At 63.3% G+C, this 26,780-nt stretch carries 22 protein-coding genes; 8 read left to right on the top strand and 14 right to left on the bottom strand.

The annotated features are described in order from the left end of the window. Window positions 1–5: 5 nt before the first annotated feature. The 10 genes from VT84_RS10900 to VT84_RS41990 all read right to left on the bottom strand — a co-directional run bounded on the left by VT84_RS10900 (window position 6) and on the right by VT84_RS41990 (window position 13,513). Entirely contained in the window at window positions 6–761 is a 756-nt protein-coding gene (locus VT84_RS10900; RefSeq protein ID WP_052559758.1) for an SDR family oxidoreductase, read from the bottom strand. A gap of 9 nt (window positions 762–770) precedes the next feature. Further along, on the bottom strand, window positions 771–1,649 hold the full coding sequence (locus tag VT84_RS10895; protein WP_052559759.1) for an alpha/beta hydrolase: 879 nt from the start codon (window positions 1,647–1,649) through the stop codon (window positions 771–773). A gap of 217 nt (window positions 1,650–1,866) precedes the next feature. Next, window positions 1,867–2,304, bottom strand: a complete 438-nt coding sequence (locus tag VT84_RS10890; protein ID WP_082839543.1) for an SMI1/KNR4 family protein — start codon at window positions 2,302–2,304, stop codon at window positions 1,867–1,869. A 60-nt stretch (window positions 2,305–2,364) separates the two neighbouring features. Continuing rightward, window positions 2,365–2,802 (bottom strand): hypothetical protein, encoded by a 438-nt coding sequence (locus VT84_RS10885; RefSeq protein ID WP_052559761.1) that lies wholly within the window; start codon window positions 2,800–2,802, stop codon window positions 2,365–2,367. Window positions 2,803–2,913: 111 nt separating this feature from the next. Further along, on the bottom strand, window positions 2,914–4,224 hold the full coding sequence (locus VT84_RS10880) for a DUF1552 domain-containing protein (protein WP_082839542.1): 1,311 nt from the start codon (window positions 4,222–4,224) through the stop codon (window positions 2,914–2,916). A gap of 29 nt (window positions 4,225–4,253) precedes the next feature. Next, window positions 4,254–4,745, bottom strand: coding sequence for an SMI1/KNR4 family protein (locus VT84_RS42185; protein WP_410000392.1), 492 nt, complete (start codon window positions 4,743–4,745; stop codon window positions 4,254–4,256). Between the two features lie 71 nt (window positions 4,746–4,816). Then, the gene (locus tag VT84_RS10870; RefSeq protein ID WP_082839541.1) at window positions 4,817–8,980 is read right to left on the bottom strand and encodes a DUF1592 domain-containing protein; all 4,164 of its coding nucleotides are present in this window, start codon (window positions 8,978–8,980) and stop codon (window positions 4,817–4,819) included. 460 nt (window positions 8,981–9,440) lie between these two features. After that, entirely contained in the window at window positions 9,441–11,474 is a 2,034-nt protein-coding gene (locus VT84_RS10865) for an ATP-dependent DNA helicase (protein WP_052559765.1), read from the bottom strand. A gap of 211 nt (window positions 11,475–11,685) precedes the next feature. Next, window positions 11,686–11,868, bottom strand: a complete 183-nt coding sequence (locus VT84_RS42180) for a hypothetical protein (RefSeq protein ID WP_410000391.1) — start codon at window positions 11,866–11,868, stop codon at window positions 11,686–11,688. A 451-nt stretch (window positions 11,869–12,319) separates the two neighbouring features. After that, window positions 12,320–13,513: a SpoIIE family protein phosphatase gene (locus tag VT84_RS41990; protein ID WP_052559766.1), complete on the bottom strand. Its 1,194-nt coding sequence runs from the start codon at window positions 13,511–13,513 to the stop codon at window positions 12,320–12,322. A 304-nt stretch (window positions 13,514–13,817) separates the two neighbouring features. Here VT84_RS41990 and VT84_RS10850 point away from each other — a divergent pair, with 304 nt between their 5' ends. From VT84_RS10850 to VT84_RS10815, 7 genes are all read left to right on the top strand, one after another. Continuing rightward, window positions 13,818–14,534 carry an Hpt domain-containing protein gene (locus tag VT84_RS10850; RefSeq protein ID WP_052559767.1) on the top strand — a complete coding sequence of 239 codons (717 nt, stop codon included), beginning with the start codon at window positions 13,818–13,820 and terminating at the stop codon, window positions 14,532–14,534. After that, a complete protein-coding gene (locus VT84_RS10845; protein WP_052559768.1) occupies window positions 14,531–17,428 on the top strand; it encodes a hybrid sensor histidine kinase/response regulator in 2,898 nt (965 codons plus the stop codon). The genes VT84_RS10850 and VT84_RS10845 overlap by 4 nt, the downstream gene beginning before the upstream one ends. Next, window positions 17,421–17,897, top strand: coding sequence for a chemotaxis protein CheW (locus VT84_RS10840; protein WP_052559769.1), 477 nt, complete (start codon window positions 17,421–17,423; stop codon window positions 17,895–17,897). Before VT84_RS10845 ends, VT84_RS10840 begins: the two co-directional genes overlap by 8 nt. Before the next feature lie 87 nt (window positions 17,898–17,984). Continuing rightward, window positions 17,985–20,237, top strand: coding sequence for a methyl-accepting chemotaxis protein (locus VT84_RS10835; protein WP_162271664.1), 2,253 nt, complete (start codon window positions 17,985–17,987; stop codon window positions 20,235–20,237). Window position 20,238: 1 nt separating this feature from the next. Beyond that, window positions 20,239–21,309, top strand: a complete 1,071-nt coding sequence (gene cheB / locus VT84_RS10830) for a chemotaxis-specific protein-glutamate methyltransferase CheB (RefSeq protein ID WP_082839538.1) — start codon at window positions 20,239–20,241, stop codon at window positions 21,307–21,309. A gap of 1 nt (window position 21,310) precedes the next feature. Then, a complete protein-coding gene (locus VT84_RS10825) occupies window positions 21,311–22,174 on the top strand; it encodes a CheR family methyltransferase (protein ID WP_082839537.1) in 864 nt (287 codons plus the stop codon). A 674-nt stretch (window positions 22,175–22,848) separates the two neighbouring features. Continuing rightward, a complete protein-coding gene (locus VT84_RS10815; protein ID WP_157469417.1) occupies window positions 22,849–23,322 on the top strand; it encodes a hypothetical protein in 474 nt (157 codons plus the stop codon). 105 nt (window positions 23,323–23,427) lie between these two features. Here VT84_RS10815 and VT84_RS10810 read toward each other — a convergent pair whose 3' ends face one another. Both VT84_RS10810 and VT84_RS10805 read right to left on the bottom strand, forming a co-directional pair. After that, complete coding sequence (locus VT84_RS10810; RefSeq protein ID WP_052559774.1) at window positions 23,428–23,898, bottom strand: response regulator; 471 nt, start codon at window positions 23,896–23,898, stop codon at window positions 23,428–23,430. Window positions 23,899–25,348: 1,450 nt separating this feature from the next. Next, complete coding sequence (locus VT84_RS10805; protein ID WP_052559775.1) at window positions 25,349–25,573, bottom strand: hypothetical protein; 225 nt, start codon at window positions 25,571–25,573, stop codon at window positions 25,349–25,351. A 44-nt stretch (window positions 25,574–25,617) separates the two neighbouring features. Between VT84_RS10805 and VT84_RS38360 the strand changes: the two genes are divergently transcribed. Beyond that, window positions 25,618–25,803: a hypothetical protein gene (locus tag VT84_RS38360; protein WP_157469415.1), complete on the top strand. Its 186-nt coding sequence runs from the start codon at window positions 25,618–25,620 to the stop codon at window positions 25,801–25,803. Between the two features lie 87 nt (window positions 25,804–25,890). Here the strand turns inward: VT84_RS38360 and VT84_RS10800 are convergent, their stop codons facing one another. Beyond that, the gene (locus tag VT84_RS10800) at window positions 25,891–26,211 is read right to left on the bottom strand and encodes a DEAD/DEAH box helicase (RefSeq protein WP_082839534.1); all 321 of its coding nucleotides are present in this window, start codon (window positions 26,209–26,211) and stop codon (window positions 25,891–25,893) included. A 69-nt stretch (window positions 26,212–26,280) separates the two neighbouring features. Then, complete coding sequence (locus VT84_RS10795) at window positions 26,281–26,748, bottom strand: macro domain-containing protein (protein WP_157469413.1); 468 nt, start codon at window positions 26,746–26,748, stop codon at window positions 26,281–26,283. Window positions 26,749–26,780: the final 32 nt, after the last annotated feature.

Raw genomic sequence — 26,780 nt, 5'->3', positions numbered from 1 at the left:
TCGAATCACCCGCGCCCCACGAGCGGCATCTGCGTGGCCATCACGGTCATGAACAGCACGTTCGCATCGAGCGACAGGCTCGCCATGTACACGACCGCCCGCGCCACGTTCTCCACGTCCATCGTCGGTTCCACCGCGATCGTGCCGTTCGGTTGCGGCACACCGTCCTTCATCCGCGCGGTCATTTCGGTCGCGGCGTTCCCGATGTCGATCTGACCGCACGCGATGTCATACTTTCGACCGTCGAGCGAGGTGGATTTCGTGAGCCCTGTAATCGCGTGTTTGGTCGCCGTGTAGGGCGCCGAGTTCGGCCGCGGGGCGGTCGCGGAGATGGAGCCGTTGTTGATAATTCGCCCCCCACGCGGCGCCTGAGCTTTCATCAGCTTGAACGCTTCCTGCGTGCAGAGGAACGCGCCGGTCAGGTTCACATCGACGACCTTCTTCCACTGCTCGAACGTGAGGTCTTCCAGTGGAATCGCAGGCGCCCCCTGTCCCGCGTTGTTGAACAGCACGTCGAGTCGCCCGAATTTACTCTTCGTTTGCTCAAAGAGCTCGCGAACGGACGCCGGGTCGGTGACGTCCGCGGTCACCGTAAGCGCACTGGCCCCAGCGGGAGCCGGAGCGAGGGTCGCGGCCAGCGCGTCCGGGCGCCGACCCGCAAGCACGACGCGATAACCTTCGCGCAAAAGCGCGAGCGAAACCGCCCGACCGATGCCGGACCCGGCACCGGTTACGAGCGCGACCTTTCCCGTATCCGCCATTTCGTTTCCTTACTTCTTCTTCAGGTGTTTATCGAAGAACGCGATCATCGCCTTCTCCGCGGTCTCCGCGTCCTTGCCCTTGAACCCGTGGCCGGCACCTTCGAGTTTCAGCAGTTCCGCTTCCACGCTCGCGGCCTTCAACTTGTCCACCATCCACTCGGCCTGCTCGCACGCGACGTACTTGTCTTCGGTCCCGTGGATGCACAGTGTCGGGGCCGCGTTCGGGGTCACCCAGTACAGCGGGCTCGCGCGGATGTGTGCGGGCTTGGCTTTCTCCAGGTTTCCGCCCAGGAACAGCGGGAGCACGTCGGCCGCGTCCACACTCTTGCCATAGGACTTGGTGAAGTCGCTCGGTCCGTACACGTTCACGACGCACTTCACCGCGCTCGATTGTTCCGGGCTCCCACCGTCACCCTCGAATTCTTTCACACCAGCGGTCACGGCCAGGAACTGGGCGAGGTGCCCGCCCGCGGACCCGCCCGTCACACCGATCCGGTCCGGGTCGATGTGGTGCGTCTTGGCGTTCGCGCGGAGCCAGCGCACCGCGGCTTTTGTGTCGTGAATCGCGGCCGGGAACGGGTACTTCGGCGCCAGGCGGTAACTTACCGTCGCCGCAACGTACCCGTGTTCCGCGAGGCGAATGATCTGCGTGTTGTGCCCCTCGCGAACCCCCGCGCGGAACCCGCCTCCATGAATGAACAGCACCGTGGGGAACGGCCCGTTGCCTTTCGGTTTCGCGATGTTCAACTGGAGGTGCTGGTTGTCCGGGTTCGTGTACTCGATGTTTTTCTCGAACATCACGGTATCGGGAACGGGCGGGTCTTTCTGTGCCAGAGCGGGTGCGGTGACGATGAGAACGAGCGCGAGCGGAGCGAGGAATCGTGCCATAGGAGAGTTCCGGCGCGGAGGGTTGAGGCGGGTTCGGGTAGATTGTAACCACGTCGGCACGAAGGGACAAAACCAAATGGAGAACCGCACATGGGCACTTAAAAGTTGGCTTCGCCCCCGTGGTGAATGGTGCGTAATGCTAACGTGAAGTAGGTCGCGTGCTCAGCGATTGAAAAGGAACCAAAAACGGAAGCAGGCACAGCGGGTCGCTCGGTACTTACATCTCCGACAGAGCATCGTATACCTCTTTCTCAGCCCTCCACGCATCGAACGGGCTCGTACCCACAACCTCGAATTCGGTGCCCCATGCCGCGCTCCAGCGGATGATTCGGCCGGGCAAATCGCGCTTGAACCCCCACTGCGGTCCACACCCGTTGTCACCGAAGAACAGGCACTGCGTAACCAGTTCCTGCGGGAACAGTGGATCACCGCGATAGAACTGGTTCATCGCAACAAGTCCTTCCTCCGCAAACAGTGGCCAAAGGAAGGTAGCGTCGGTCGGCCCCCGGAATCCGTCGAACGCGAGGTATAGTTCCCGCAAAGCTGCGGGTAGGGGTTCACCGAGTGCTTGCTCCGCCTGCTGAAGCTCACTTTCAGCGCACGGCCGGCCAAAGGCACGACCCGGGAACAGTGCTCGTAGTTCATCGGCCTCCACTTACATGCCCTTCTACGTACCCGCGGTTAAACGCGACTGTGAGTGGCACCGAATTCGCCGCTACGACTTCTTAGACATTTGACGCAAACCGAGCAAAAAGCCAGCACAGCCAAGCGCCACCGGAACCAGCCCGTTAAACACATTGCCACGAGCCTCGTGGCGGTCGGTTGCCGGGAGAGTGCGCATGTTGACGAAAGCGAACTGCATGAGTCCCAACAGTCCGAACACAACCGAGGCGGCCATTATCCACCCGCCCCGCCGGCGCTGCTTGCCCCCGGCCTGCCATTCGGCTTCCTGCTCTGCCAGTTCGCGCCTCGGCGCGACTTCGGTTGCGGGCGCACCACACACGGGGCACGCGCCCTCGGTCTTTTGCAAAGCGGCTACCGAAGTACAGGCCGTGTGAACCGGGCTGCCGCACGCGGGACAAAATCGGCTGTCGATTTCGTTGCCGATCCGCTCCCGGCAGATTACACACATCCGCCCGACGAGTTGTGCCATTCGATACCTCTTCGATTACCAAACGGTTCAGTACCTAGTGGTATTCGTGAGCAACACACCGCCGCAGGCTTTCGATCCTATTCATTTCGGCCAGATACAATCGAATCAACATCAAATTTCCGTGAGCTTCTCCTTCGAGTCGCCGAACTCTTTCAGTTTCACGCCGGCCTTCTCCATCATGGAGAGGTACAGGCTGCACATCTTGCGGTTCGGCTTGCCGAGGTAATCGAGCACGCGGCCCGTTTTGATCTGCCCGCCCCCGCGCCCGACCACCACCACCGGCAACTGGTCGTTGTTGTGGTTCCCGGTCATCATGCTCGAACAGAACATGATCATGCTGTTGTCGAGCAGCGTGCGGTCGCCCTCCTTCACCGCGTCCAGTTTCTCGGCGATGTACGCGACCTGCTGCGCGAAGAACTGGTTCACCTTGAGCCAGTCCGCGCCGTCGGTGTGCGAGAGCAGGTGGTGGATCATGTAGTCCACCTTCAGGTGCGGGAACCGGAGCGACGAGTGGTCGTTGTTCAGTTTGAGGGTACACACGCGGGTCGTGTCGGTGCGGAACGCGAGCACCATAATGTCGCACATGAGCCGCATGTGCTGATCAATGTCCTGCGGGATGCCGTCGGCCGGGCGCTTCATGTCGGGCTTGTCGAGCGTGGGGCGCCAGCCCTGGAGCCGGCCGCTCTTCCCGGCCTGCTCGATGCGCTGTTCCACCTCGCGCACACTGGAGAGATACTCGTCCAGTCGGCGCTGGTCCGCGGTGCTCACCTTGTTCTTGTAGCTGGTCGCGTCCTCGCGCACCGCGTCGAGCACGCTCTTGTCGGCCTTACCGACCTCGTCGCGGAACAGGCGGTCGAACGCGAGCGCGGGGTACAGTTCCAGCGGCGTGGGCGTGGTGGCCGAGCTCCACGAAATGTGGGAGCTGTAGATCATCGAGTAGTTTTTGTGGATCGCAGCGATCGACGGCTCGGTACCCAGCACGAGGCTCGGTACCTTCGTTTGGCCCTTCGTCTTCTCCGCAACGACCTGGTCGCAACTGATCCCGGACTTGATCTCGCCGTTGGGCGCGAGGTGCGCCCCGGTGAGCAGGTTACCCGTCTGGCAACTGTGGATACCGCCGATGAGCGCTTCTTCGTTGTAGAGGCCGCGGAGGAACAGCAGTTTCTCGCGGTGCGGCTTGAGCGGGTCGAGCACCTTGCCCAACTCCATGTTCTTGCCTTCGCCCTTCGCCCACCACTCCTTGCTGTGGAAGCCGTTCCCGCAGAACAGCGCGGCGAACCGCACTGGCGCCTCGGACGCGGTGTTCTTGGGCTTGTCGTCGCCCCACACCGGGACCGACTCCAACCACGGCAGCGCCATCGACACGCCGACGCCGCGGAGGAACGAGCGCCGGGAGAGGGGCTGGGTGACGTTCGTGGGCATAGCAATCGACCCTTCAGTTGAATTCGGACTCAGCGTAATTCATCGACGTTCACGGTACCGCGGCAGGCATTCGGGAAGGAATCCGCAATTGGAACACATTCGTCCGCATCCCAACCGAGGTTACCGGAGTGCGAACAAACGATCGGGTACTCACCATTCCTGGCTGGTTTCCGCATGTCGAGCAAGTAAAACGTGCCCCCACCATTGAAGGCGATCGGAAGGGCGCCGGGCATGTATTCGGGCAACTCGTACCCCAACATCATCGCTCGAACACCGCAGCCGGAGCCTAAAGCCGGGAAGAACCCAAACTCGCGTCCGCCAGTGCGAAACGCCCCTCCATTCGACCACCTCAAAAACGCCAAATAGGACGCGGGGAGCAACGGGTTCGGCAGTACCCAGTGCGTCGGGTCGAACGGACGGAAAGTTGCGTGGAGCAGGTCGCTCTTCGGGAACGGGTTCTGTTGCCTCCTGTTGATTACTGCTATCTCTTCCCCGGATAGTGGTTCCAAAACTGATGCCACAAATTGAGCGATGATCTCATCTGAGGCACCTGCCTCGGGGTGCGATTCGTTGAAGAGCGTTGCCCAATCAATCACGGCCCGTCTCCGAACTCACTCCCACGAACCATGCGGAACTGCGGGCTGTTCACGATCACCCGTACTGCGGCCGAAACCTTGCCATCATTCTTGGTCACTTCGGCCACCATTTCGTCAATGAGCGCGGTGTCCGAGAGCGTGACCGAGCGCCCTAAAGCGTACCCGAGGAGGCGCTTGCAGAACAGGCGCACCACCACGTCTTTCTTCTTGACGAGCAGGTAGTTCCGAAGCCCGTCGATGCCCTCGAACTCGGTACCGTCCTTGAGCTTGGCGTGCGTATCGATGGCGAGTCCGCCCAGGTCTTTTTCGCGCAGCCGGCCGATCGGGTCGTACTTCTCCATCGCGAAGCCGAATGCATCGATCCGCACGTGGCAGACCGCGCACTCCGGTACCTTCGCGTGTTTCTCCACCATTTGGCGCACGGTGAGTTTGTCCGCGCCCTCTTCCTCCGGCAGTTGCGGCACGTTGGCGGGCGGGCGCGGGAGCTTTTCACCGAGCAGCGTCTCAACGACCCAGTTCCCGCGCAGCACGGGGCTGGTACGCGACGCCCCCGCCTCTTTCGTTTGCACGCTCGCGAGCCCCAAAATACCCCCGCGACCGTACTTCCGCACGCCGTCGACCTTCCGCCACTGCGGACCGGTCACGTCCGGGATGCCGTAGTGTTTGGCGAGCGTTTCGTTGAGGTAGGTGTGGTCCGCGTCGATAACAGATGTCACTGCGCGGTCGTTCTGGAACAAGTCCTGGAAGAAGAGGATCGATTCCTCGTAGATCGCCTTCCGGAGTTCCGGCGTGAACGTCGGAAACAGTTTCTCATTCTTCTCCTTCAGCTCGTTGAACCCGCGAACGTGAATCCACTGGGTGCCGAACTCGATCGCGAGCGAGCGCGTTTTAGCGTCGTTCAACATGCGCTGAACCTGGATCGCGAACACCTTCGGGTCGCGGAGTTTGCCCGACGCGGTAACCGCACGCAGCTCCTCGTCCGGCGCGCTCGCCCACAGAAAGTACGAGAGCCGCGTCGCGAGTTCCCAATCGTTGACGAGCCCCGGCTCCTTTCCCCTCGGCGAAGCCTCGACCCGGAACAAGAACGCCGGTGCCACCAGCACGCGCGACACCACCCCGCGGAACGCCTCCTCGTGTGTGGTGCCCTTCGCCCGAATCGCTTTGTAGAGCGCGAGCAGATCGGCCTTTTCCGTCTCTTGCAGCGGTCGACGATACGCCCGCGACGCGAACGCCAGCAGCGCATCGAGTTGCTTCGGGACCGCCGCCTCTTCGTCCTTGACGCAGTCGTCCGCCAGTTTCTTGAACAGCGGTTTGCGGTCAATGAAGAACTGCTGGAACTCCTTGGGCGTGTCCTGCGTGGTGAAGCCCATGAATTGCGGCAGGTAGTCGTACTCCGCAACCGCCTGGCGGCTCACGAACCGCTGTTCGGCCCACAGTCGGTCCAGGTGCCGCGCCTGTTCGTCCGTGAGGAACAGCCGCACGAGCGGTTCGTCCTCGCGGTGGAACATCTTCAGCGACACGACCTCGTCCGTTGGGACGACTTGCGGGAAGCAGGTGAACAGTGGGAAGATGCGGCGGAACTCATTGTTGCCCGCAACGAGTTGCTTGTACGCGGACCCGTTCGCGGAACCGAGAACCGGGCCGTCCCCGCGCGTGCCCGCACCGGGCGGAGTGGTCGCGACGCGGGGGCGCACCAATCGATCGCCCGCAGTATCTCCGAGCTTCACGTCCACAACGAACTCGCGCCCGGCGAAGAGTGCCGCCGGGAGTTTGATTTCCACCGTCGCGTTCGCGGAACCGACGATGTTTTCGCCAGTGAACTTATCCTTCGACAGCCCGAACGCGGCACTCGTCCGCTGGCCCAACTTCGCCACATCGACGCCGGCGAACAGCGTGCTCTCGACCGAAACGAGGTTGTCATACAGCACGCGGTCTGGCGACTTCTCTTGTGTGGGCCGCTTGCCCGCGAGCAGTTTCTGCACTTCTGTCGCGAGCTTCGCGGCCTCGTCCTTGCGATCCGGGGATGCAGCCGCCTCGCGCCACTTACCCAACAGCGACGCGGGCGGAATCACGTTGCTGATTCCCTTTCCGAGCGCGCGCGACGGCCCGCGCACGAAGCTCCACACGTCCTTGTTGCCGAGTTTGTCTGGGTGGGGGTTGCCGGTCTGCACCGAAGTCGCGATGTCGGCGGCAAGATTCCACACGCGCTTGGCCTTTGCGGTTTCGGTGAGCGAGAACTCGATCGCGGTCATGTCGCAGACGTGGTCCTCGTTCTTCGCGTCCACCGCGAGGAGAATGAAATCGCCCTTCTCGACGTCGATCACCTTCGGGGCCGGTTCCGCGGTGCCGCCCAAATCGACCGGTCCTTCCGCGATTACGGCAGCGCGAGTACCGCGCCGGTGCTCGATCCACCACGCCACGCCGTTGCCGCACGCCGGGTGCGCGTGAACGACCTTCGCGCCGATGCTCACGGTCATCGTGGCCGGAGCGGTCCATACCACCGCGACGAATTCCTTCGGCATCGGGTGAACACCGACGCCCTTCGCGGGAATGCGCCCCGGGATCTCTTCCACCTTGTCCGACGAGTTCGCCACCAGCACGGGCAGGTCTGTTCCCTTCTTCTTCCAGCCGTTGATGGCGGGGTGGGCATCGTTCTTTGGCGTCGGTTCTTCGAGTAACGTCAGCGTAACCGCGGGCACTACCCGGCCGATGCTCGTGGCGTCCCGTGCGAGCGGCTCCACCGCGAGAACTTCGCTCCAGCGCTTCAAAAACGCCGGATCGAGTCCATGTTTCTTCGCAGCGCTCTCGGCCGTCAGCGACTTGTCGTTGGCGAGTTCCACCGCAGCGGTGAGGTACTTCGCGCTGTTAACGAACACGGACGGGTACTCGACCTCGAACGCGGGGCCGAAATCGGCGTAGTCGCGGAGCAGCAATGCCGGCTTGCCCGGGGCCTCGAACCGCGGGCGCGCCCACACGACCGATCCACCAGTCCCCGCCTCTTGCGCGGAGAGATAAGCCATCACCTCCGATTGCCCCGGAGTCGGCTTTAAACCGAGCCGTAGTGGAACCGAATCCACGGCCGTCGGATCGACCGGCACCTGTCGCGCCAGGCTCTCGATGTACCCGCCAGCGGATTCCCCCCAACGCGCCTGGATGTAGCTCCCGATCCGACTCGTTCGCCACAGCGCGGCCTGCACCGCAGTGACCTCGGCCACGAGAGCCGGCACGTCCTTTTCCGCTGCCGCGCGCCACTTCGCCCGAATCGAATCGAGCGGTTGGGAAGGCGTCTTGTCGGTCAACGTTCCCCACAACGCTGTGAGGTACTTCGCGTTCAATTTCTCCTTGGCAGCGACCTCCGCGAACTTACCCGCGCTGAGGGTATCGCGGTGGCGCACCGTGGCGAGCAGGTACGGATGAACGGAGAGTTTGCCCTCGCCGTCCGCGTGGGTCGCGTAGAACGCGCGCAGCGCGGCGGTTCCCTCATCGGTCCAGTCGCGTCGCGTCTTCGCGAGGGAGAAGCGGAACCCGTCCGGGAGCAACACGACGCGGTCCGCGATGTCTTTCGAGGCGTTGAGGTACTTGGTGAGCAGCGCGGGCGAAATGTCCGTGAGGGCTTCGGCGGCATTGGTGAAGCCCTCGCCCGCGGCGCCGTCGGCGGGGAACTCGCGCGTCGGTTGAAGGTCGACGCCCGTGAGGTCGCGAATTGTGTAGTTGTACTCGGCGTTACTCAGGCGCCGGAGCGGAACGAAGCCGGGGTCGCCGGACCGTGCTTTGGCTTCGGCATCAAGGAACCCGCGAATCCACGCGAGCAGGTGCTTCTTCTCGTCCGCGCTCGGCTGCGGCTTCTCTTTGGGCGGCATCTCGCCTGCTTCGATTTGCTCGATGATCCCGAGCCACACCTTCACGTCCTTCCGAATGTCGTCGGCGCTCGCGAACCGCTCGAGATCGAGGCTGCCCTTCTTCGCCTTTGTGGAGTGGCAGTTGAGGCAGTATTTCTTGATGACCGGCTGGACCGCGGTCGCGTAGTCGGCGGGTTTCGCGTCCGGTTTCGGCTCTTGCGCGGCCATCGGTTGTTGATCGCGCACGAACACAAACGCGCCCAAGGCGACCAGCGTTCCCAGCGCGCACGTGAGCCGAGCGCGGAATCCCCGTGTCGTCATTACGCTTCCCCGCCAACTCTCAATTTCGGGTCGGTGCGATACAGGATAACAAACGATAGACGCCGGCGCGTCGTCCCAAATCGGAGAACCCCGTTCGTCGGCCGGTGCCGATGGTGGTAGGCAAAGTTGTGTTTCGCGTGATATCCGCGAAACACTCAGGGTCGGTTCCGATTCGTGTTAGGGCAGGAACTTACGGTGTGCTGAAACAAAGAAATAAGCGCCGAAGCGAGTTTGGCAAGTATCCGATCGGTTTTTGGGCGTGAACTAATTCACCACGCGCCGGAGAACGCCCCACGAAGCCTTGCAGCGCCGACACCGGACCTGGATCGTTCGGGCTACAACCGGCGCCTCGCTCCCGTCTGCACGACGCGGGCCGCGGTGATCCCGAGACCCGACGAACTGAAGGTTCGTGCTCTTGCACTCCGGGCAGTGCTTCGAGTCGTCGGGCACAGCGCTCGTCTTACCCCGCCTTCATCTTGCGCTTGGCGCTCCCCTTCCCGTCGACCGGCTCGGCCTCTTCACCATCAATGAAGCGCTTCGCGTCGGGGAGCGCGTCCAGGAAGACGCGGCCGTAGGGCTTCGTGATAACGCGCGGGTCGAACAGCACCACCATTCCGGTGTCGGTCGCGGTGCGGATCAGGCGCCCGAAACCCTGCTTCAGTTTGATTGCCGCTTGCGGCACCTGATAGTCCATGAACGGGTTCCCACCGTCCGCCTGGATCGCCTCCAGACGCGCTTCGGTGAGCGGGCGGTCCGGCACCGAGAACGGCAATTTCGTGATGATGACGTTCGAGAGAGCCTCCCCGCGAACGTCCACGCCTTGCCAGAAGCTGTCCACGCCGAACAGAACCGCTTGTTTCGCGTCGCGGAACTGCTCCAGGAGCTTCGGCGCGGGGAGCCCGCTCCCCTGAGCGAGCAGCGTGTAACCGTATTTCGCGAACCACGGACCGAGTTGTGCGGCAGCGCGGTTCAGGAACCCGTAGCTCGTGAATAGCACGAACGCGCGCCCCTTCGTTCGCGCCACGTAATCGGGGATCTTCTTCAGCACCTCGTCCTCGTACTTCGCGCTCTGCGCGGACGGGTCCGGCATGTTGCGGAACAGGTGCAGTTCGGCCTGCTTCTGGAAATCGAACGGGCTGCCGAGTTGACTCGTCTTGGCGCAATCGAGTCCGAGGCGCTTCTGGAACAGTTTGAAGCCCGCTTCGCCCCCAACCGAAAGCGTCGCGCTCGCAAGAACCACGCTCGGTACGCGGTCGTAAAGCTGCGCCTTGAGCGCCGGGCCGACCTCGATCGGCGCACTGGCGAGCCCCACGCGCGGCACGCGCCCCGGCTTCACCTCGACCCAGTAAACCTGCCCCGGGAGTTCCTGACCCAGCCACTCTTTCACGCTCTTGGACATCGAATGGAGCCGGTCCCCGCGGCTCGTAAGTTCCAGTTTCTCCTCTTCGGCGTCGCGCCCCTTCGCGAGTTCGTGGAGCGTGTCACCGAGCTTCGAGAGTTCGCCGCTGAGCGTATCGGGAACGACCTCTTTCTCGCGCACGCGACCGGACCCGCCCATCGAATTGGGGCCGTTCCCCTTCGGCTGGTTGAGCTGCCACTGGTACACGGACAGGAAGAACTTTTCCGCCGCCTGCCGCGTCGCGTCGAGCTGCGCCACCGCGTCGCCGTCACCGAGCGTCGCGAGGATCCCCTTCTGCGTGCGCGCGGCGAGCAGTTGGCCCAACAGGTATTCGACCCCGCCCTGCGACACCCCGATCCCGAGATGGTCCGCGGCCACGTCTTCGAGCGTGTGCGCCTCATCGAAGATGACCGCGTCGTACTCCGGAAGCACGCCGCCGCCCGATCGCCGGAGGGCTAAATCCGCGAAAAACAGCGCGTGGTTTACAACGAGGATGTTCGCGCCGAACACGCGCTTCCGTGCCTGAAAGTAGAAGCAGTCCGCCTGGTGCGGGCACTTCCGCCCGAGGCAGTTGCTGCTGTCGCTCTGCACGAGATCCCAGACCGGCTCGTAGGGCTGCACGGGCAAATCGGACTTACTACCATCGATGGTCTGGCGCGACCACCGACCGATCTGCACGAGCTGATCGATCGCGCCCGGGGTGTCGAGCAGCGTACTGGCCTTGGATTGCGACACGCGGAGCCGGCGCAAACTGAGGTAGTTCCCGCGCCCCTTCACCAACACCGGCCGATAATCCCCGGGCAGCACCGATTGGAGAAACGGAAGGTCTTTGCGAATGAGCTGTTCTTGCAGGCTAATGGTGTGTGTCGAGATGACGACTTTGTAGTCCTTGCGCGCACTCACGGCCCGGATCGCGGGAACGAGGTACGCGAAGGACTTCCCTACGCCGGTGCCCGCTTCCACGAGCAGTTGACGCTTCTTATCGAGCGCGTCGGCCACCGCGTCGGCCATGTCGAGTTGCTGGGGGCGCGACTCGAACCCGGGAAACTTCTTCGCGATCAGCCCGTCCGGGCCGAGAATCTTACGTGCATCCATGCGGTGATTGTCGCTGCGACGGGAAAACGTGTAAAGGCCGGTTGTTCAATGAGATCGGTTTGTTCCACGGCCTCACTGATACTGTAAAGAAAATGGGGTAGCAAAAAAGCCAAGGGAGCTACAATTGCACACGATCACCGAACCGGTCCAGTAAGAGCTCCTGCACCGCTTCGGAAAAATGATTGTCACTCAACCGGAGATAAGCCAATTGCTATGCCCAGGGCGCCTGTAAGATAGCTCGCGCACCGCGGTCGCTCAAATTAGCGCTCTCCAAACTTAGCCCACGCAATTCCGGGAATCGCTCACATTTAGCAAGCGATTCTCCTCCCTCGTCACCGATCGGGTTTGCGGACAGATCGAGTGTTCGGAGTTCGGCAGTTTGTCCGCTTCCCACAAGCAATTCGACTCCGTTCGCCGTCAGACGATTTATTGACAAGCAGAGGGATTCCAGTGATGCCAGCACGGACCCACGCGCGATCTGGCCCAAGGCGGGGTCCGAGAACCCGCAGCGGAACAAATCCAATTCGCGTAGCGCAGCGAATCGCCCTTCGGCAGGCGCGAGCCAAGTATCGGGACCGCAGCGGTCGTGCGAGAGGTGCAGTTTGCGGAGTGTTGTGAGCCGCGCACTGTGTCCCACGGCCAACGCGCATAGCTGGTCTGTGCCGTCGCCTTACAGCTAGACGCGACCGGCTCCGGGAACTGGGGAAAGATCGGCTCGAACACGGCGGAGGTGACGATCGACGAGAACGCACCGCATACAACTAATTAACAGATGCCACACTTATTTCACGACTTTTATCCGCACCAACACGATCGCATCCGTTCCAGTCACGTCAACATCACACTCAAAATTGGATCTCGACCATCGAAAAATCGTCGCCCAGCGTTTCGGAACCGTGCAGCGCCCGAACGTGGGCCAAGAGTTGATCGATGATCGACCCGCCCACCGGCGAGAGCCCCGATACGTGCTCGACAAATTCTTCAAACGTCCACATACCGCCTTGCGGTAGTTCGATCTCGAACACGCCGTCGCTGTAGATCAGCAACCGGGCGTAGGCGTCCAGTTTGACGACCTCGGACTCGTACTCGAATTCCGGCACCATGCCGATGGCGAACCCGTGGGACCCGAGTTCCTGGCGCCGCGCGTGCTCCTCCGACGGTCCCGTGAACAGCAGCGTCGCCGGGTGCCCCGCGTTGCCGAAAACCAGTTCGCGCGAGGCCCGACGGTACACGCCGTACCAGAGCGTGAAATACTTCTCGTTGTGCTTCTCCATCTGGAAGATCTGATTCAGCCCCTTCAGCACGGCGACGGGGTCACGGAAATCCGTATTCGGCAAGGAGCGTCCCGTCAGGACGTTCATCGCGGACACCGCCATCAGGGACGAACCGACACCGTGACCGCTGACGTCCAGCAAGTAGATGGCCAGGTGGTCGGGATCGAGCCAGTGGTAACCGAACATGTCGCCGCCGAGGTGCATCGACGGCACGAAGCGCCAGTCGGTCCGGACGGGCGCTGTGAGTTTCGCCGGGAGGAGCGACTGCACGTACTCCGCGGCCCGCCGGATCTCTTGCGCCAACAGGCGCTGGCTCTCCTGCAGGAGGCGGGACGCTTCGTTGCGCTCCAGCAGCGTCAGATAGGCGTGCGAGTGGTACCGGATGCGGGCAATCAGTTCGACCTTGTCCGGCAATTTGACCAGGTAATCATTGGCCCCCAGCGCGAACGCCTGGGCCTTGACGACGGCTTCCTCTTTGCTCGAAAGCACGATCATCGGCGTTTCGCGCGTCAACGGGTTGACCCGAAAGAACTTGACCAGCATGAGCCCGTCAATGTCCGGCATCACCAGATCCTGGAGGATCACGGTCGGCCGCACCGCGCGCGCCACCTCCAGCGCTTTAAGGGGATCCTGACAAAAGTGCAGCTCGATGTCGGTTTCCGTGGCCAACATTCGTCGAACGGATTCGCCGATAATAGTCTGATCGTCAACCAGTAGCACCTTTATGGCACGATCGATTGTTGCTTCTTTTATCTGCGGTTTCATCGTCAGTTCCGTTTGGCCACAGCCCGTCACTTGTTAGAAGCGATCCCCGAAGATTGAACCGGGAATGTGCCGCGCGCGACGACGTTTGCGATCGCCCGACGGCGCGGGTTCCGGCCGTTGCTGTCACACGCACGCTTCAATTGCATTGCTGCTGGATTGTAGCGATTATAGCGGACCAAGATTGGCGATTGGGCAAAATAGGAGGCATGGGGAGATTTCTCTTGCGCATCCCGTGGTACCTTTGGGACAATTTGACATCCCTAAAAATATCCACGGGCTCTGACCCTCTCGGGAGACGATCGCGATGGGCGGCGAGGACACGGGCGATCTCGCGATGCTCGAGTTGTTCCGGGCGGAGCTGGACAGCCATTTGCCCGTTCTCAGCGAGGGACTGCTGGCGCTTGAAAAGAACAGTGACCAGCCCAAGTGGTTCGAGGCGATGATGCGTGCGGCCCATTCCATCAAGGGCGCCGCCCGTATCGTTGGCGTTGAGGGGGCCGTGCGGGTCGCACACGTTCTGGAAGACTGCTTCGTCGCCGCTCAGCAACGGGACATCCGCCTCGGTCCCGGTGCGGTCGACGTGTTGCTCCGCGGGGTCGATGTGCTCGGGAGCGTTTCACGAACCAGCGCGCCGCCGCTTACGGACGCGGCCCTCAGCGAAATCGTCGCTGCGATTGCCGCTCTGCGCCAGCAGAAGGAGCCCGAACTCGCGCCGCCAACGGGTTCCGTTTTGTTGGAATTGCCGGACCTGGTCGCGGCCGGCTGCGAGCACCTGCGCCGGCAACTCGTTGAGCACCGGCAGCGCGGGATCACGTCTTACTGCCTCGACTTCGACCACGTTCGCGAGATCGAACCGGCCGCTCTGACGGTGCTCGCGCTCTTTGCTCGCGTGCCGTGCCGCGACGGGTCCGCGCCGCGCGTCGAAGTGACGCGCGCGCGGCCCGAGGTGTGCCGCGTTCTGCGCCTCACCGGTCTCGACGCATCTTGGACGGTGCGGCCGGGGCAGGAGCAACGAGTATGATCTCGACAAATCCGGAACTTCTGAACGAATTCGTCGGCGAATCCCGTGAGCACCTCACCACCGTTGCCGAGGAACTGCTCGCGCTCGAAAAGGCGAGCGGGGCGGACCGGCAGCAGCGGCTCGATCGGCTGTTTCGCGCCGTTCACTCCGTCAAAGGATCCGCCGGCCTGGTCGGGTGCCACCAGATCGCGGACCTGGCGCACTCGCTGGAAACGATTTTCGACCGCGCCCGCCAGGGCACACTCGCGCAGACCGCGCATCTGACTGATGGTTTGCTGACCGGTGCGGATCTGATCCGCGCGCTACTCGACGACGCGGCCAACAGCAACGACGTAGACATTGGCGACGCGATTGCGCGGCTGGAGGGCTTGCTCACCGAATCACCCGCGCCACACTCGGAAGTCGCGGTCGCGCACGCTCTCCGGGTCGATCTGGACGCTTACGTCCGTCGAACGGGCCACTCACTCACTCGCTTTTTTGCCGACCTGGAAGCAAACGGTCTGGTGCGCGAGCCGCGCCTGGTTCTTCCCGAACACGACATCAGTAAGGGATTGCCGGACGGCCCCGTTAGCTACGAGTGCCAGTACACCTCAATGGTTCCGCTCGAACGTCTGGCCGAGCAACTCCGGTTGCAATTGACCGAGTTCAATGCCGCGGTACCAGAACCCCCGGAGCCAAAACCCGCAGCGCCCGAACCCCCGGAGCCCGAACCGCCTGCCGCAGAAGACACAGAGCCACCGGTTATTGCCCGAGCGGAGCCGGCCAGTAGGCCCGAGGCCGAGCGGCCGAGCAGCGTGCGCATCAGCGTGCAAATTCTGGATCGCCTGATGAACCTGGCCGGTGAACTGGTCCTGGTTCGCAACCAGGCCATGCAAGCGGCCGACCCGACTGATGCGCAAATGCGGCAGATCGTTCAGCGTCTCAACGGCGTGACGACCGACGTCCAACAGGTCGTCATGCTCACGCGGATGCAACCGGTCGGCAACCTCTTCTCCAAGTTCTCGCGGCTCGTTCGGGACGTGTCCCGCAAACTGGGCAAGCAGATCGAATTGACCACGCGCGGCACGGAAGTCGAACTGGACAAGGCTATTCTGGAAGAACTCGCCGACCCGCTGACGCACCTGGTTCGCAACTGCTGTGACCACGGCATCGAGAAACCGGCCGAGCGCATCGCCGCCGGGAAGGTTCCCCAGGGGCACGTCCTGCTTCACGCCCACCACGAGGGCGGGCAGATCCGCATCGAGGTCCGCGACGACGGCCGCGGCATCGATCCGCAGCGCGTGCGCCGCAAGGCCCTCGAGCGCGGGCTGAAATCCGCGGCCGAGCTGGGCATCCTGAGCGACACGGAGTTGCAAGCGCTCGTCCTCTTGCCCGGCTTCTCCACCGCGGACGACGTCACCGAGTTGTCCGGGCGCGGCGTGGGCATGGACGTCGTGCGCACCAACATCGAGCACCTCGGCGGCAACCTGCAGATCGAATCGGTACCCGGCCGGGGCACGTGCATGCACTTGCGCCTGCCGCTCACGCTGGCCATCATCCCGTGCCTGACCGTGGTAGTCGGCGACCAGCGCTACGCCATCGCGCAGAAGGATCTGGAAGAACTCGTCTGCCTGAACGGGCGGGCCGGGTCCGGGAAGGTCGAGCACACACACGACCAGGAGGTTTATCGCCTTCGCGGTCGGCTCTTGCCGCTCGTTCGGCTCGGCGAGGTGCTGGCGCGGCCCGAGCCGTTCACGGCCGCGACCCGGGCAGAGGTCCTGCACCGGCACCGCGACCAGGCGCCGGGGCTGACGTACATCGCCGTCGTCAAGGTGGGGAGCGAGCGCTTCGGGCTGGTGGTGGACCGCTTGCTCAACACCGAAGAGATCGTCGTCAAGTCGATCCACCCGCTCCTGAAACCGCTGCGCTGTTATTCGGGTTCAACGATTATGGGCGACGGCCGCGTGGCGCTCATCCTCGACATCGAGGGCATCGCCCGGCACGCCGGCGTGTCCTTCGAGAGCGCGCGCCAGACGGTGGCGGTGCGCGGCGCCGGCGAGACGGAATCGCAGACGGTTCTGCTCTTCCAGTACGGCCCGCGCGAACAGTTCGCCATCCCCGTCGTCATGATCCGGCGCATCGAAGAGATCCGGGTCTCGGGGATCGAGCGCGTCGGTGACCGCGAATTCTGGAACCTCCACGGGCAGGCGGTCCGCGTGCTCCGGCTCGACAACTACCTGAAGGTCTCGCCGCCGGTCGAGTCGGACACCATGTACCTGCTCCTGCCGAAGAACGTGCGCCAGCCGATGGGGATCCTGTTGAGCCGGATCCTCGATACCCAGTCGCTGGCGATCCAAATTGATACCGAGAGTCACCACCAAGACGGGCTCATGGGCACGGCGATCATCCACAACCGCATGACGCTCTTCCCGCACCTGTACCGACTGGGCGAGCGCATGGAAGCGGACGACCTCGCCGCCAGTGAGACGCGGACCCGGAAGGCGCCTTCGCGGCGCAAGCGCATCCTCCTCGTCGAGGACACGCAGTTCTTCCGCCAGGTCGTCAAGAACACTCTGGAGGACGAAGGGTACGAAGTGTTCACCGCGGTCAACGGCGCGCTGGGCCTCCGCGAGATCAGTCAGAACCAGTACGACCTCGTGGTTTCGGACATCAACATGCCCGAGATGGACGGCTGGGACATGGCGCGGGCGGTTCGCGAGCAGCTCGGCAACCACGACCTTCCGATGCTGGCGCTGACCACCCTCAACAGCGACCGCGACCGGAACCGCGCCTTGGAGAGTGGCTTCAACGCCCACGAGGTGAAACTGTCGCGCGAGAGCTTTTTGGCGACCGTGGCCCGTCTGCTCGCGCCGGGCGCGGGCCCCGCAGCGGGCGAGGAGGGCAAGCATGGATAAGACCACGGAGCGGGCCGGAACCGGCCACTACTGCACGTTTCGCCTGGCCCGGCGGTTGTTCGGGTTCAACATCCTCGCGGTCAAGGAAGTCAACACGCAGACAACGTTCACCCCGATCCCGCACGCGCCGCCCGAGGTCTGCGGTTATGTGAACCTGCGCGGCAACATCGTGCTCGTACTCGATCTGCGGTTGCTACTCGGCATGGAACCGGTCGCGCGGACCCCCGAGAGCCGATTGATCATTTTCAAAGCCGCGGTGGGCGAATCGTTCGGCGTGCTCGTCGACGCCATTGGCGAGATCGTCACGCTGGACGCCAGCCAGACAGAGGATTGCCGTCCGGAACTGGAAGGGGCCACGGGCGCGCCGCGTGTTGGCGAATTGATCGGGGGCGTTGGCAAACTGCAAGGCGAACTGGTGATCCTGATACAGGCCGAAAAGCTGCTGCGTGCGGTGGCAAAAAGTATGTGACCGGGAACGTGAGGGTTCGCACTCGGGCCGATGGATTCCGCCCCGACGGTGGGCGACGCATCCAACTTGAATTTGGAATTTGCACCCATGAAAAACCTGAAATTCAGCTCCAAGATGGCGATCATGATTGGCGTTCTGGCCCTGACGGCCGTCGCCATTACTGCGACCGCGGTGGCGCAGCTCAGCGCGCTCAACAACGAGGTACGGCGCCTCGTCGACAATTCCGCCAAGAGCGTGGAGGCCTCGCAAGAGATCCGGATCGACGTGCTCGAATCGATACGCCACGAGCGCGGCGCCATTATCGCGATCGAGGACGAGGATTCAAAAAGGTACGCGGAGTCGGCGCGCCAGGCAAATGCGCGCGTCGAACGGCAGCGCGAGGTGCTGCTCAAGCTAATCGACCCGCGCAGCGACGAGCGCGCGTTACTCGATGAATTCACGCGCAACTGGGAGGAGTTCAAGAAGGTACAAAAGGAATCGCTGCGGTTGGCGGTACTGAACACGGACGTCAAGGCGCAGCGCATTCGGAACGGGCGCTTTTTGGACCGCAGTAAGGAAGTCCAATCCGCCCTCGATGCCCTTTTGGGCGCTGGCGACGGCGCCTGGGCAGAAGTGCCGAAGGACGGCAAACCCGTCCCGATCAACTGGAAGCGCACCCACACCATCTACGCCACCGCCAGCGACCTTCACGAACTGTTCGTCCAACTGACCCTGCTCATCAACGCCGCGACCGACAACGAAATGGCCCGCCCGAACGAGACCATCAAGGATCTCCAACTCAAAATGCGCGCCCACTTCAAGGAGTTGCTGGTCGGCGCGACCGACCGCGAACGGATCGAAATCGAGCGCGCGACCCGAACGATGGCGGAGATCGATGCGATCGTCAAAGACATCCAAAGTCTGTCCCACGAGAACTCCAACAGCCGTTCGGCCGAGATGGTGCTCGGCCCCTCCCGCGACGCCGCCAACGCCGGGAACGCGGCACTGGTGAAAGTGATCGAGAGCCTCGTGCAGCGCATGAGCACCGACAAGCAAGCCGCCGAGCAACTGTACCAGACCAGCAAGTGGTGGGTGGTCGGCGGCTCGGCGATCGGCATTTCACTCAGCCTGGTACTGGCCGTGTGGATCAGCCGGTCGATGACCCGGTCACTCGGTCAGTGCGCCGAGCTTTTCAACGGGGTCGCCAAAGGGGATCTCACCTGCCGAATGAATCTCGACCAGAAAGACGAGATCGGCCAACTCGCCCGAGCGATGGACGAGGTGAGCGAGACGCTTCACAAGGTCGTCGGTCAGATCCGCGGCGTGTCGCAGGCTATATCGGCGTCCTCCGATGATCTGTCGCGCGTTTCACACGGGCTGTTGACGCAGAGCGAGGAGATGAGCGTGCAAGCGGTCTCGGTGGCCAGCGGCACAGAACAAATGGCGACCAACATCACCACGATGGCCGCCACCGCCGAAGAGATGAGCGTTAACATGTCGTCGATCTCGTCGGCGAGCGAAGAAATCAGCGTCAACGTCGGCACCATCGCGCAGGCCGCCGACGACACCGCGAGGAACGTCGAAGCCGTGAACTCGGCCATTGATGGTATCACCCGGGCGTTTCAAACCATCGCGGGCGACGCCCGAGAGGGCGCCCACGTTACGGACCGGGCGCGCCAAATGGCCGCCCGCGCGACGGAGACGATGAACGCCCTCGACACTTCGGCCAGCGAGATCAACAAGGTGACCGAGGTGATCAAAATGATCGCCTTGCAAACGAACCTGCTGGCCCTGAACGCCACGATCGAGGCGACTTCGGCCGGGGAAGCGGGTAAGGGCTTCGCTGTGGTGGCCGGCGAAATCAAGGAACTGGCGGGCCAGAGCGCCCGCGCGGCGGAAGAGATCGCCCGGAAAATCGAGGGCATTCAGGGGAGCACCCGCGACGCGGTCAAGGTGATCGACGGGGTGGCCCAGACCATCGACACCATCAACTCCTCGGCCGGGCGCATTTCTGAGGCCGTGGCCAATCAGACGCAGGTCGCACAGAATATCTTTAACAACGTCGGGGAAGCCAGCCGCCGCGTGGCGAACATCGCGAAGTCGATCGCCGAAGTCTCCAAGGGGGCGACCGACATGTCGCGCAACACCAGCGAGGCTTCAAAGGGGGCCACCGACGTGTCGCGCAACAGTACCGAGGCGGCCCGGGCGGCCGAGCAGGTCGCGGCCAACATCCACGACGTCAGCCAGGCGACCAAAGAAAGTACGGCCGGCGCGTCCAAGGTCAACCAGTCCGCCAAGGACCTGCACAACATTGCCGCCGAACTCACCAAGGCCGTCGGTCAGTTCCGGTTGGAGAAGTGAGATGAACCTCCCGGTCCGGGTGCTGATCGTCGATGACTCGCGCATTTACCGCGCGGCCATCGAAGAAGCACTGGCCGGGCAGGACGGTATCGTCGTCTGTGGGTCGGTTTGGAGCGGCCCCAAAGCGCTGGATCACATTCGCGCCCAGCCACCGGACCTGGTCACCCTCGACGTCGAAATGCCGGGCATGAACGGTCTGGACGCGCTGCAAGCGATCCAGGCGTTCAACGCCACCCGGCCGGGCCAACCGGAAGTCGGCGTCGTTATGGTCAGCGCCTACACCAGTCGGGGCGCCGAAGCGACCCTTCAAGCGCTGCAAGCCGGGGCGTTCGATTTCATCGAAAAGCCCAAGGAAGCGAGCCACGCACAAAACGTACTGTCGCTCCGACAGCAGTTGACGGACAAGATTCGCGCGTTTCAGCAGCGTCACCGTCGGAACGGGCCGCAACCGGTCGCGGTGCCCCCTCGACCCGCGACGTCTCCGCGGCGCGCGGTGCGGGCCGTCGTTGTTGCGGTCTCGACGGGGGGGCCACGGGCCTTGTCGCAGTTGGTCGCCGAGTTGAGTCCGCAACTCGATCAGCCGGTGTTCATCGTGCAGCACATCCCACCGGAATTTACGAAGCCGCTGGCCGAGAGCCTGGCCCGGCAGTCGGGCCGGCGCGTCGTTGAAGCCGCTCAAGGCGACTTGGTGCAGCCGCGCACGATCTACATTGCACCGGGCGGCCAGCACATGCTGCTGCGAACGGTTCGCGAGGGCGTGCACATCGTACTCAACCGGCAACCGCCGGAGAACGGGTTCCGCCCCTCCGCCAACGTGCTGTTCCGCTCGGCGCCTCTCGCTTACGGCGGCGACGTCGTCGCGGTCGTGCTCACGGGCATGGGCAGCGACGGGAGCGAGGGGATCGAGCCGATCAAGCGGGCGGGCGGTCTGATTCTCGCTCAGGACGAGGGGTCCAGCGTCGTCTGGGGCATGCCGGGCAGCGCCGTGGCAACCGGGCACGTGGACGAGGTACTGCCACTGCATCAGATCGCGACGCGCATCAATTCTCTTTGCCAAAAGCGGTCGTTCTGACATGTTGCCCTTGCCGCAGGTCACGTTTGATCGGCTCGCCCAACTCATTCACGGGTTGTGCGGTCTGGTGCTTACCAACGACAAAACGTACCTGATCCATCACCGCTTGGAACCCATCGTCACCCAGTCCGGCCTGCGCGACTACGACGAACTGTGCGACCGGCTCCGCTCCCCGACCCTGTCGCCCCTTCACGAACAGGTCATCGAAGCGATCACGACGCACGAAACCTCCTTCTTTCGCGACAGTCAATCATTTGAGGCGCTGCGGCAAGTCCTTTTGCCCGAACTGATCGAGGCGGCGGGGCAGCGGAAACGGGCGCTGGGGGTCCGCCCGCACGGTCGGATCTGGTGCGCGGGCGCCTCGACCGGTGAGGAGGCCTACAGTGTGGCCATGTTGCTCGACGAACTGGTCCAGAGCCGACCGCGCCGCGACCTCGACCTCGGTGACTTCGGCTTCCTGGCCACCGACATTTCCCCCGGCGTTTTGGACGTGGCCCGCGCCGGCGTCTACAACGCGCGCGACGTCGCCCGGGTCCGCCCCCCGTACCTGCGCCGCTACTTCAAGCAGCAACTCGACAACTGGCAAGTCGTTGATCCGCTGCGCCGCCTCATCGACTTTCGCCGCGCTAACCTGCTGGACGGCGCGGCGAGCGCGGGTCCGTTCGACCTCATCCTGTGCCGCAACGTACTGATCTACTTCGATGAACCGACCCGGCGCCGCGTCTGCCGTCGGTTTCACGCGGTGCTGCGCCCGGGTGGGGCGCTGGTGCTCGGGGCGGCGGAGAACCTTTACGGTGCTTCCGAGGGCTTCACTTCGGAACAGCACGGGGCCGCGTTCTTCTACCGCAAGGGCGCGTCGGAGTGATCGCGTTTTGCAATCAGAACCAGTTGGGTGAACCGGTGCGAAGTTCTCCGGCGCGTTCTCGCCGAACCGCCCCAGCAGGTTCCGCCGGGTGGAATTGCCCAACTGTCCCATATGCCTCAAAACCACCGTGCTTTCGAGTTATCACCTGCGATTTTTCGGGCTTTTTCGCACATGTGGGACAGTCTCGTACTCCGCGCCCTCATGCCCTCTGCGGTGAAACGTTTTCTGCAACGAGGCCTCTGGTTGGTAAGCTCTGTACCCGGCACGGAGTACATCCGGACCGAAGCCGAATGGATCGCGTGTGGGGGTCCGGAGCCGGTGCTCCGGACCCTCGGGGAGGGAGAGCCACCGGTCCCGGCTGTTCCTGTGCGCGTGCTGCCGGTGCGCCGAGGCGGCGCTCACGAGCTTCTGGAACCGGGCCGAACTGAACACGGCCGAGCGGCTCGCGGACGGACTCGTTTCGGACCCGGAGCACCGGGAGGCCGTGCACCACGTCGGTGGACCGCGCTCGGGTGGACCGGGGCGGAACTAGGGCTTTACGGCCAGGGCTTCCAAGGTGATGCCGGTTGTCGTTGTGGTATGACCGAGTCGGTTGTTACGTCGCGGGCCGGCAAGGGCGTTGGGATGCGTCCTCCGAGCTTCGATCCGTTCGTGAAGGCGGCCCGTTCTGCGTGATGGTGCGCGCGACATTGGAGAGCCGGTTCGCGCCCCAGCGGCTCGACGAGTTGTTCCGACGAACCGCACGGCGCCAGCACACTCACGAGTTCCTGTTCGCGCAACGGGTCCAACTGATGACCGCGACGGTACTGCGGCAACAGCCGTCCGTTCATGCCGCCTACAAGAACCCGGTGGCCCAGATCACCGTGTACGACCAAGCCGTGTACGACAAGCGGAACCACCTCGAGTTGGGCGCGTCCGAAGCCCTCGTTCGCGACTCCGCGCCGCACGTGCGGCGCGGGGTTCCGGAGCGCGGTGGTCGATATAACTGCCACAACCGGGCTCGAGTCGCCCGGGCCGGCGTTTCGTCGGTGAGCCGCGCGCCAGTGGGTGACGACGATCGTGGGCGCTCCGGGTCGCGACGGGCGCCCGGCCGGAACACATCTACCCGGAGAAGACGAGGCCACTGGTTGCGGCCGAGGAAGTGTTAATCGCTCACATCTGCTCGGTCGAGGTCGAAGCGGTTGCCTAGCTCGATGCCGCAGCGGCCCGCGCGGACGAACCGAACGCGGCATCGACCGCGTAGCACGTTCCGATTACTCGCCGGGTGCAAGTATCGAGGCGACAGGTTCCTGGCCCGTGGGCGCGGAAGCAGGGCCAGTTAACTTCAGACCTGTGGTACCCGTGCGCGGAGAATGGGCGGCCGCAAGAGCCGGCTTCAAGCCCTTGAGAATGCTCGGTTTGTTCAGGACCTCGGCGCACCCGAAATCGAGCAGCGCGGCCGTACTGTAACGGCCCCCGTCGCCGTTCACGAAGACGCACGGCAGGTCCGGGTCGCGCTCGCGCAGCGCGGCGAGCGTCTCGGGGCCGTCCATCTCCCTCATCTGGACGCTCAGCACCGCGAGCCCGACTTGCCCGCACAGCGCGCGGTGCCGCTCCACCGCGCGGGAACCGCTCTCTGCGGTGACCGGCACGCACCCGTGGTGCGCCACCATTGCCGCTAGCACCGCGAGAACCTCGGGCTCGTCGTCCACGATCAGAACTGTCGCGCCCAGGTGATCCGGCACGGCCGATCCCCCGACAGGGCGAATGTACTGGAAGTGTATTTCGTGTCAGATTACAAGACTATTTATCGGCAGTGCAAATGAATTATTCCGAAAAGTGACGGGCCGGGTGAATGACTTTCCGGCCCGTTGCCTTCCCGTGGTGTCTACTATGGAGCGCGAAACCCTTTGGAGGAAATCCGAACAGAAAACAAGCACAAAAACCGAAGGGTCAGGGTAGACGGTCGCCCGTTCGAGTTTCGTATTTGTTTGTGTTTCGGATTTTCCCCATTAAAGGGTGTGCTCGGACGTCGCTACATCGTCCTGCCGCAGAGCAATGAGGGGTCGCACGTGCGCGGGTGCTAGGGTGTGGACCTCACACTAAGGAAGAAGCGGCACGATTGATTTGCGGGTGACGAGCACGGAAATTATTATTGGAACCCAATTAATTGCATTTAGATCATAATATCGCCACTGTGAACTTCGACGAGGCGCTGGCGGCGGAAGCCGCACGGGAACGTCCCGCGCCTTGAGTGACGGACTGGACGGCGCGTTCCGCGGCGTAATCATCGTGAGTTTCAGCGGCTCGCCTCGCGGCAAGTAAAAACCGGCGCGACCTTAGCGGCCGGTCCCGCGCGGCTCCTTCGAGCGCCCCGGCGGCTGAGGTGTCCGGAACTCTTCCGACTATTGGTGCGGGAGTCGCGTGCGCCCTTATACGATACCGAAGTGACGGATGACTGCGAATACGAACAGGCTCACGGAGAGTGCCGCGTATAGCACTACCCACCCGTCGGTGTGGTCGTCGTTACTCGTGTGAAGCATGTGGCGAGCCTTGTTGTCCCGTCCCGATGCGAGGTGGTGGGATGGGATGCGAACTGTGCTCGAAACGCGCGATCCGGTCAAGGCCAATTGCGGCCCGCGACGGGACCGGGGGGTGCGCCACTGATTTCCTGAGTTAGGTATCCGTCAGATTACTTTCGAGGCCAACTCGGGTTCTGTACCCACTTTCCCACGAGTTCGAGCACGGGTGCCACATCGGGCGCGTTCCATTTGACCGCTGACGAACGGGTGTGCGTGGAATTTTGCTTGGCTCGTTGTTGGGAATTCATTGCACTCTCCGATACTGTTCTGAAGGACAACGTTCGCGCGCTGCGAATCCGCCACCGTTGAGACGGCTCGTCTTCACGCGCACCAACTGCTCAACGACGCCATTGCTCGGCGGGTGACGCGCGCCGAAAAAACGTCCGCTGGGTCCGAGGGTCCGCACGCCCGAGTGGGCCGGCCGAAAACGGCCCGACCCCAGCACGCGCGTGATGTTTGCGGACATTGAGGCGATTGAGACGTTCCGAGCCAATTGGCGTGCGTGGACCGACCGGTTGGGGATTGGTTCAAGCGGAACTGACCGTGTTGGGAGATGGTGCGGAGTGGATCTGGAACGCACCCGCGGCTCAATTCCCGGGTTGTCGGCAAGTCCTCAATGGGTTTCATGCGTTGGAACATTTGGGGACCGCCGCCTGCCGCGTAGCGTCGAACTGCGCCACCGCGTCGCGAGGATACCCTTCTGCGTGCGCGCGGCGAGCAGTTGCCCGAGCAGGTATTCGACCCCGCCCTGCGACACCCCGATCCCGAGGTGGTCCGCGGCCACGTCTTCGAGCGTGTGCGCCTCGTCGAAGATAACCGCGTCGTACTCCGGGAGCACGCCGCCACCGATCGCCGGAGGGCCAGGTCCGCAAAGAACAGCGCGTGGTTCACGACCAGGATGTTCGCGCCGAACACGCGCTTCCGCGCCTGGAAGTAGAAGCAGTCCGCCTGGTGCGGGCACTTCCGCCCGAGACAGTTGCTGCTGTCGCTCTGCACGAGATCCCAGACCGGTTGGACTTACTACCACAGATGGTCTGGCGCGACCACCGCCCGATCTGCACGAGCTGATCGATCGCGCCCGGGGTGTCGAGCAGCGTACTGGCCTTGGATTGCGATACGCGGAGCCGGCGCAAACTGAGGTAGTTCCCGCGCCCTTCACCAGCACCGGCCGATAATCCCGGGCAGCACCGATTGGAGAAACGGAAGGTCTTTGCGAATGAGCTGCTCTTGCAGGCTGATGGTGTGTGTCGAGATGACGACCTTGTAGTCCTTGCGCGCGCTCACGGCCCGGATCGCGGGAACGAGGTACGCGAAAGACTTACCCACGCCGGTGCCCGCTTCCACGAGCAGTTGACGCTTCTTGTCGAGCGCGTCGGCCACCGCGTCGGCCATATCGAGTTGCTGGGGGCGCGACTCGAACCCGGCAAACTTCTTCGCGATCAGCCCGTCCGGGCCGAGAACCTTACGTGCATCCATGCGGTGATTGTCGCTACAACGGGAAAACGTGTAGAGGCCGGTTATTCAGTCGTTCGACATGGGGGCGCCTCACTCACCCGCTTTGAATTCCTCATAAACGTACAGTGTGCCCGACCAGTCCGCGAACACGGACTCGATCAGCGCTCGCACTTTCTTCCACGACAGCCCACCGTAACCGGCTGCGATCCGGGGCATCGCCAGGGCCCGAATGCCGGCTTGGTCGGCGGTCGTGCGGAGCGCGTTGAGAGCAGCTTCCACAACGGGGTAGGTCGCGCCGCGCCCGGGGCGCGGTTGCGTACCCATGTTGAACACCGCTGGTTTGCCGGATTCGCGCCACAAGAACACGTCCCCGAGTGCGAGCTCCGCTGGCTTGGCTTTACACCGCCGACGGAACTCCTCGAACATCTCCGGATAGCGTTCCTTGAACCCGACTGCGATCCCCGCACCCATCGATCCGGCAGAGTTACAACCGTGTGCCAGGGCTTCCGCGTTCACGCGGTTCACGAACAGGTCACCGGTCACGAATTCGATTGGCACGGTCGCGCCCTCTGTGTGAAATTTGTGAATGA

Origin of the sequence: Gemmata sp. SH-PL17 (genome assembly GCF_001610855.1) — a bacterium.
GTDB classification, from domain to species: Bacteria; Planctomycetota; Planctomycetia; order Gemmatales; family Gemmataceae; genus Gemmata; species Gemmata massiliana.
This window is presented reverse-complemented; position numbering and strand designations above follow the sequence as displayed.

What these genes read in the sequence shown, in the direction of transcription:
- cheB (WP_082839538.1), top strand. Translation starts at nt 20,239, where the DNA reads ATGAACCTCCCGGTCCGGGTGCTGATCGTCGATGACTCGCGCATTTAC.
- VT84_RS41990 (WP_052559766.1), bottom strand. Translation starts at nt 13,513, where the DNA reads ATGAAACCGCAGATAAAAGAAGCAACAATCGATCGTGCCATAAAGGTG.
- VT84_RS10895 (WP_052559759.1), bottom strand. Translation starts at nt 1,649, where the DNA reads ATGGCACGATTCCTCGCTCCGCTCGCGCTCGTTCTCATCGTCACCGCA.
- VT84_RS10885 (WP_052559761.1), bottom strand. Translation starts at nt 2,802, where the DNA reads ATGGCACAACTCGTCGGGCGGATGTGTGTAATCTGCCGGGAGCGGATC.
- VT84_RS10850 (WP_052559767.1), top strand. Translation starts at nt 13,818, where the DNA reads ATGGGCGGCGAGGACACGGGCGATCTCGCGATGCTCGAGTTGTTCCGG.
- VT84_RS10870 (WP_082839541.1), bottom strand. Translation starts at nt 8,980, where the DNA reads ATGACGACACGGGGATTCCGCGCTCGGCTCACGTGCGCGCTGGGAACG.
- VT84_RS10865 (WP_052559765.1), bottom strand. Translation starts at nt 11,474, where the DNA reads ATGGATGCACGTAAGATTCTCGGCCCGGACGGGCTGATCGCGAAGAAG.
- VT84_RS10835 (WP_162271664.1), top strand. Translation starts at nt 17,985, where the DNA reads ATGAAAAACCTGAAATTCAGCTCCAAGATGGCGATCATGATTGGCGTT.
- VT84_RS10900 (WP_052559758.1), bottom strand. Translation starts at nt 761, where the DNA reads ATGGCGGATACGGGAAAGGTCGCGCTCGTAACCGGTGCCGGGTCCGGC.
- VT84_RS10825 (WP_082839537.1), top strand. Translation starts at nt 21,311, where the DNA reads ATGTTGCCCTTGCCGCAGGTCACGTTTGATCGGCTCGCCCAACTCATT.
- VT84_RS10880 (WP_082839542.1), bottom strand. Translation starts at nt 4,224, where the DNA reads ATGCCCACGAACGTCACCCAGCCCCTCTCCCGGCGCTCGTTCCTCCGC.
- VT84_RS10815 (WP_157469417.1), top strand. Translation starts at nt 22,849, where the DNA reads ATGGTGCGCGCGACATTGGAGAGCCGGTTCGCGCCCCAGCGGCTCGAC.
- VT84_RS10840 (WP_052559769.1), top strand. Translation starts at nt 17,421, where the DNA reads ATGGATAAGACCACGGAGCGGGCCGGAACCGGCCACTACTGCACGTTT.
- VT84_RS10800 (WP_082839534.1), bottom strand. Translation starts at nt 26,211, where the DNA reads ATGGATGCACGTAAGGTTCTCGGCCCGGACGGGCTGATCGCGAAGAAG.
- VT84_RS10845 (WP_052559768.1), top strand. Translation starts at nt 14,531, where the DNA reads ATGATCTCGACAAATCCGGAACTTCTGAACGAATTCGTCGGCGAATCC.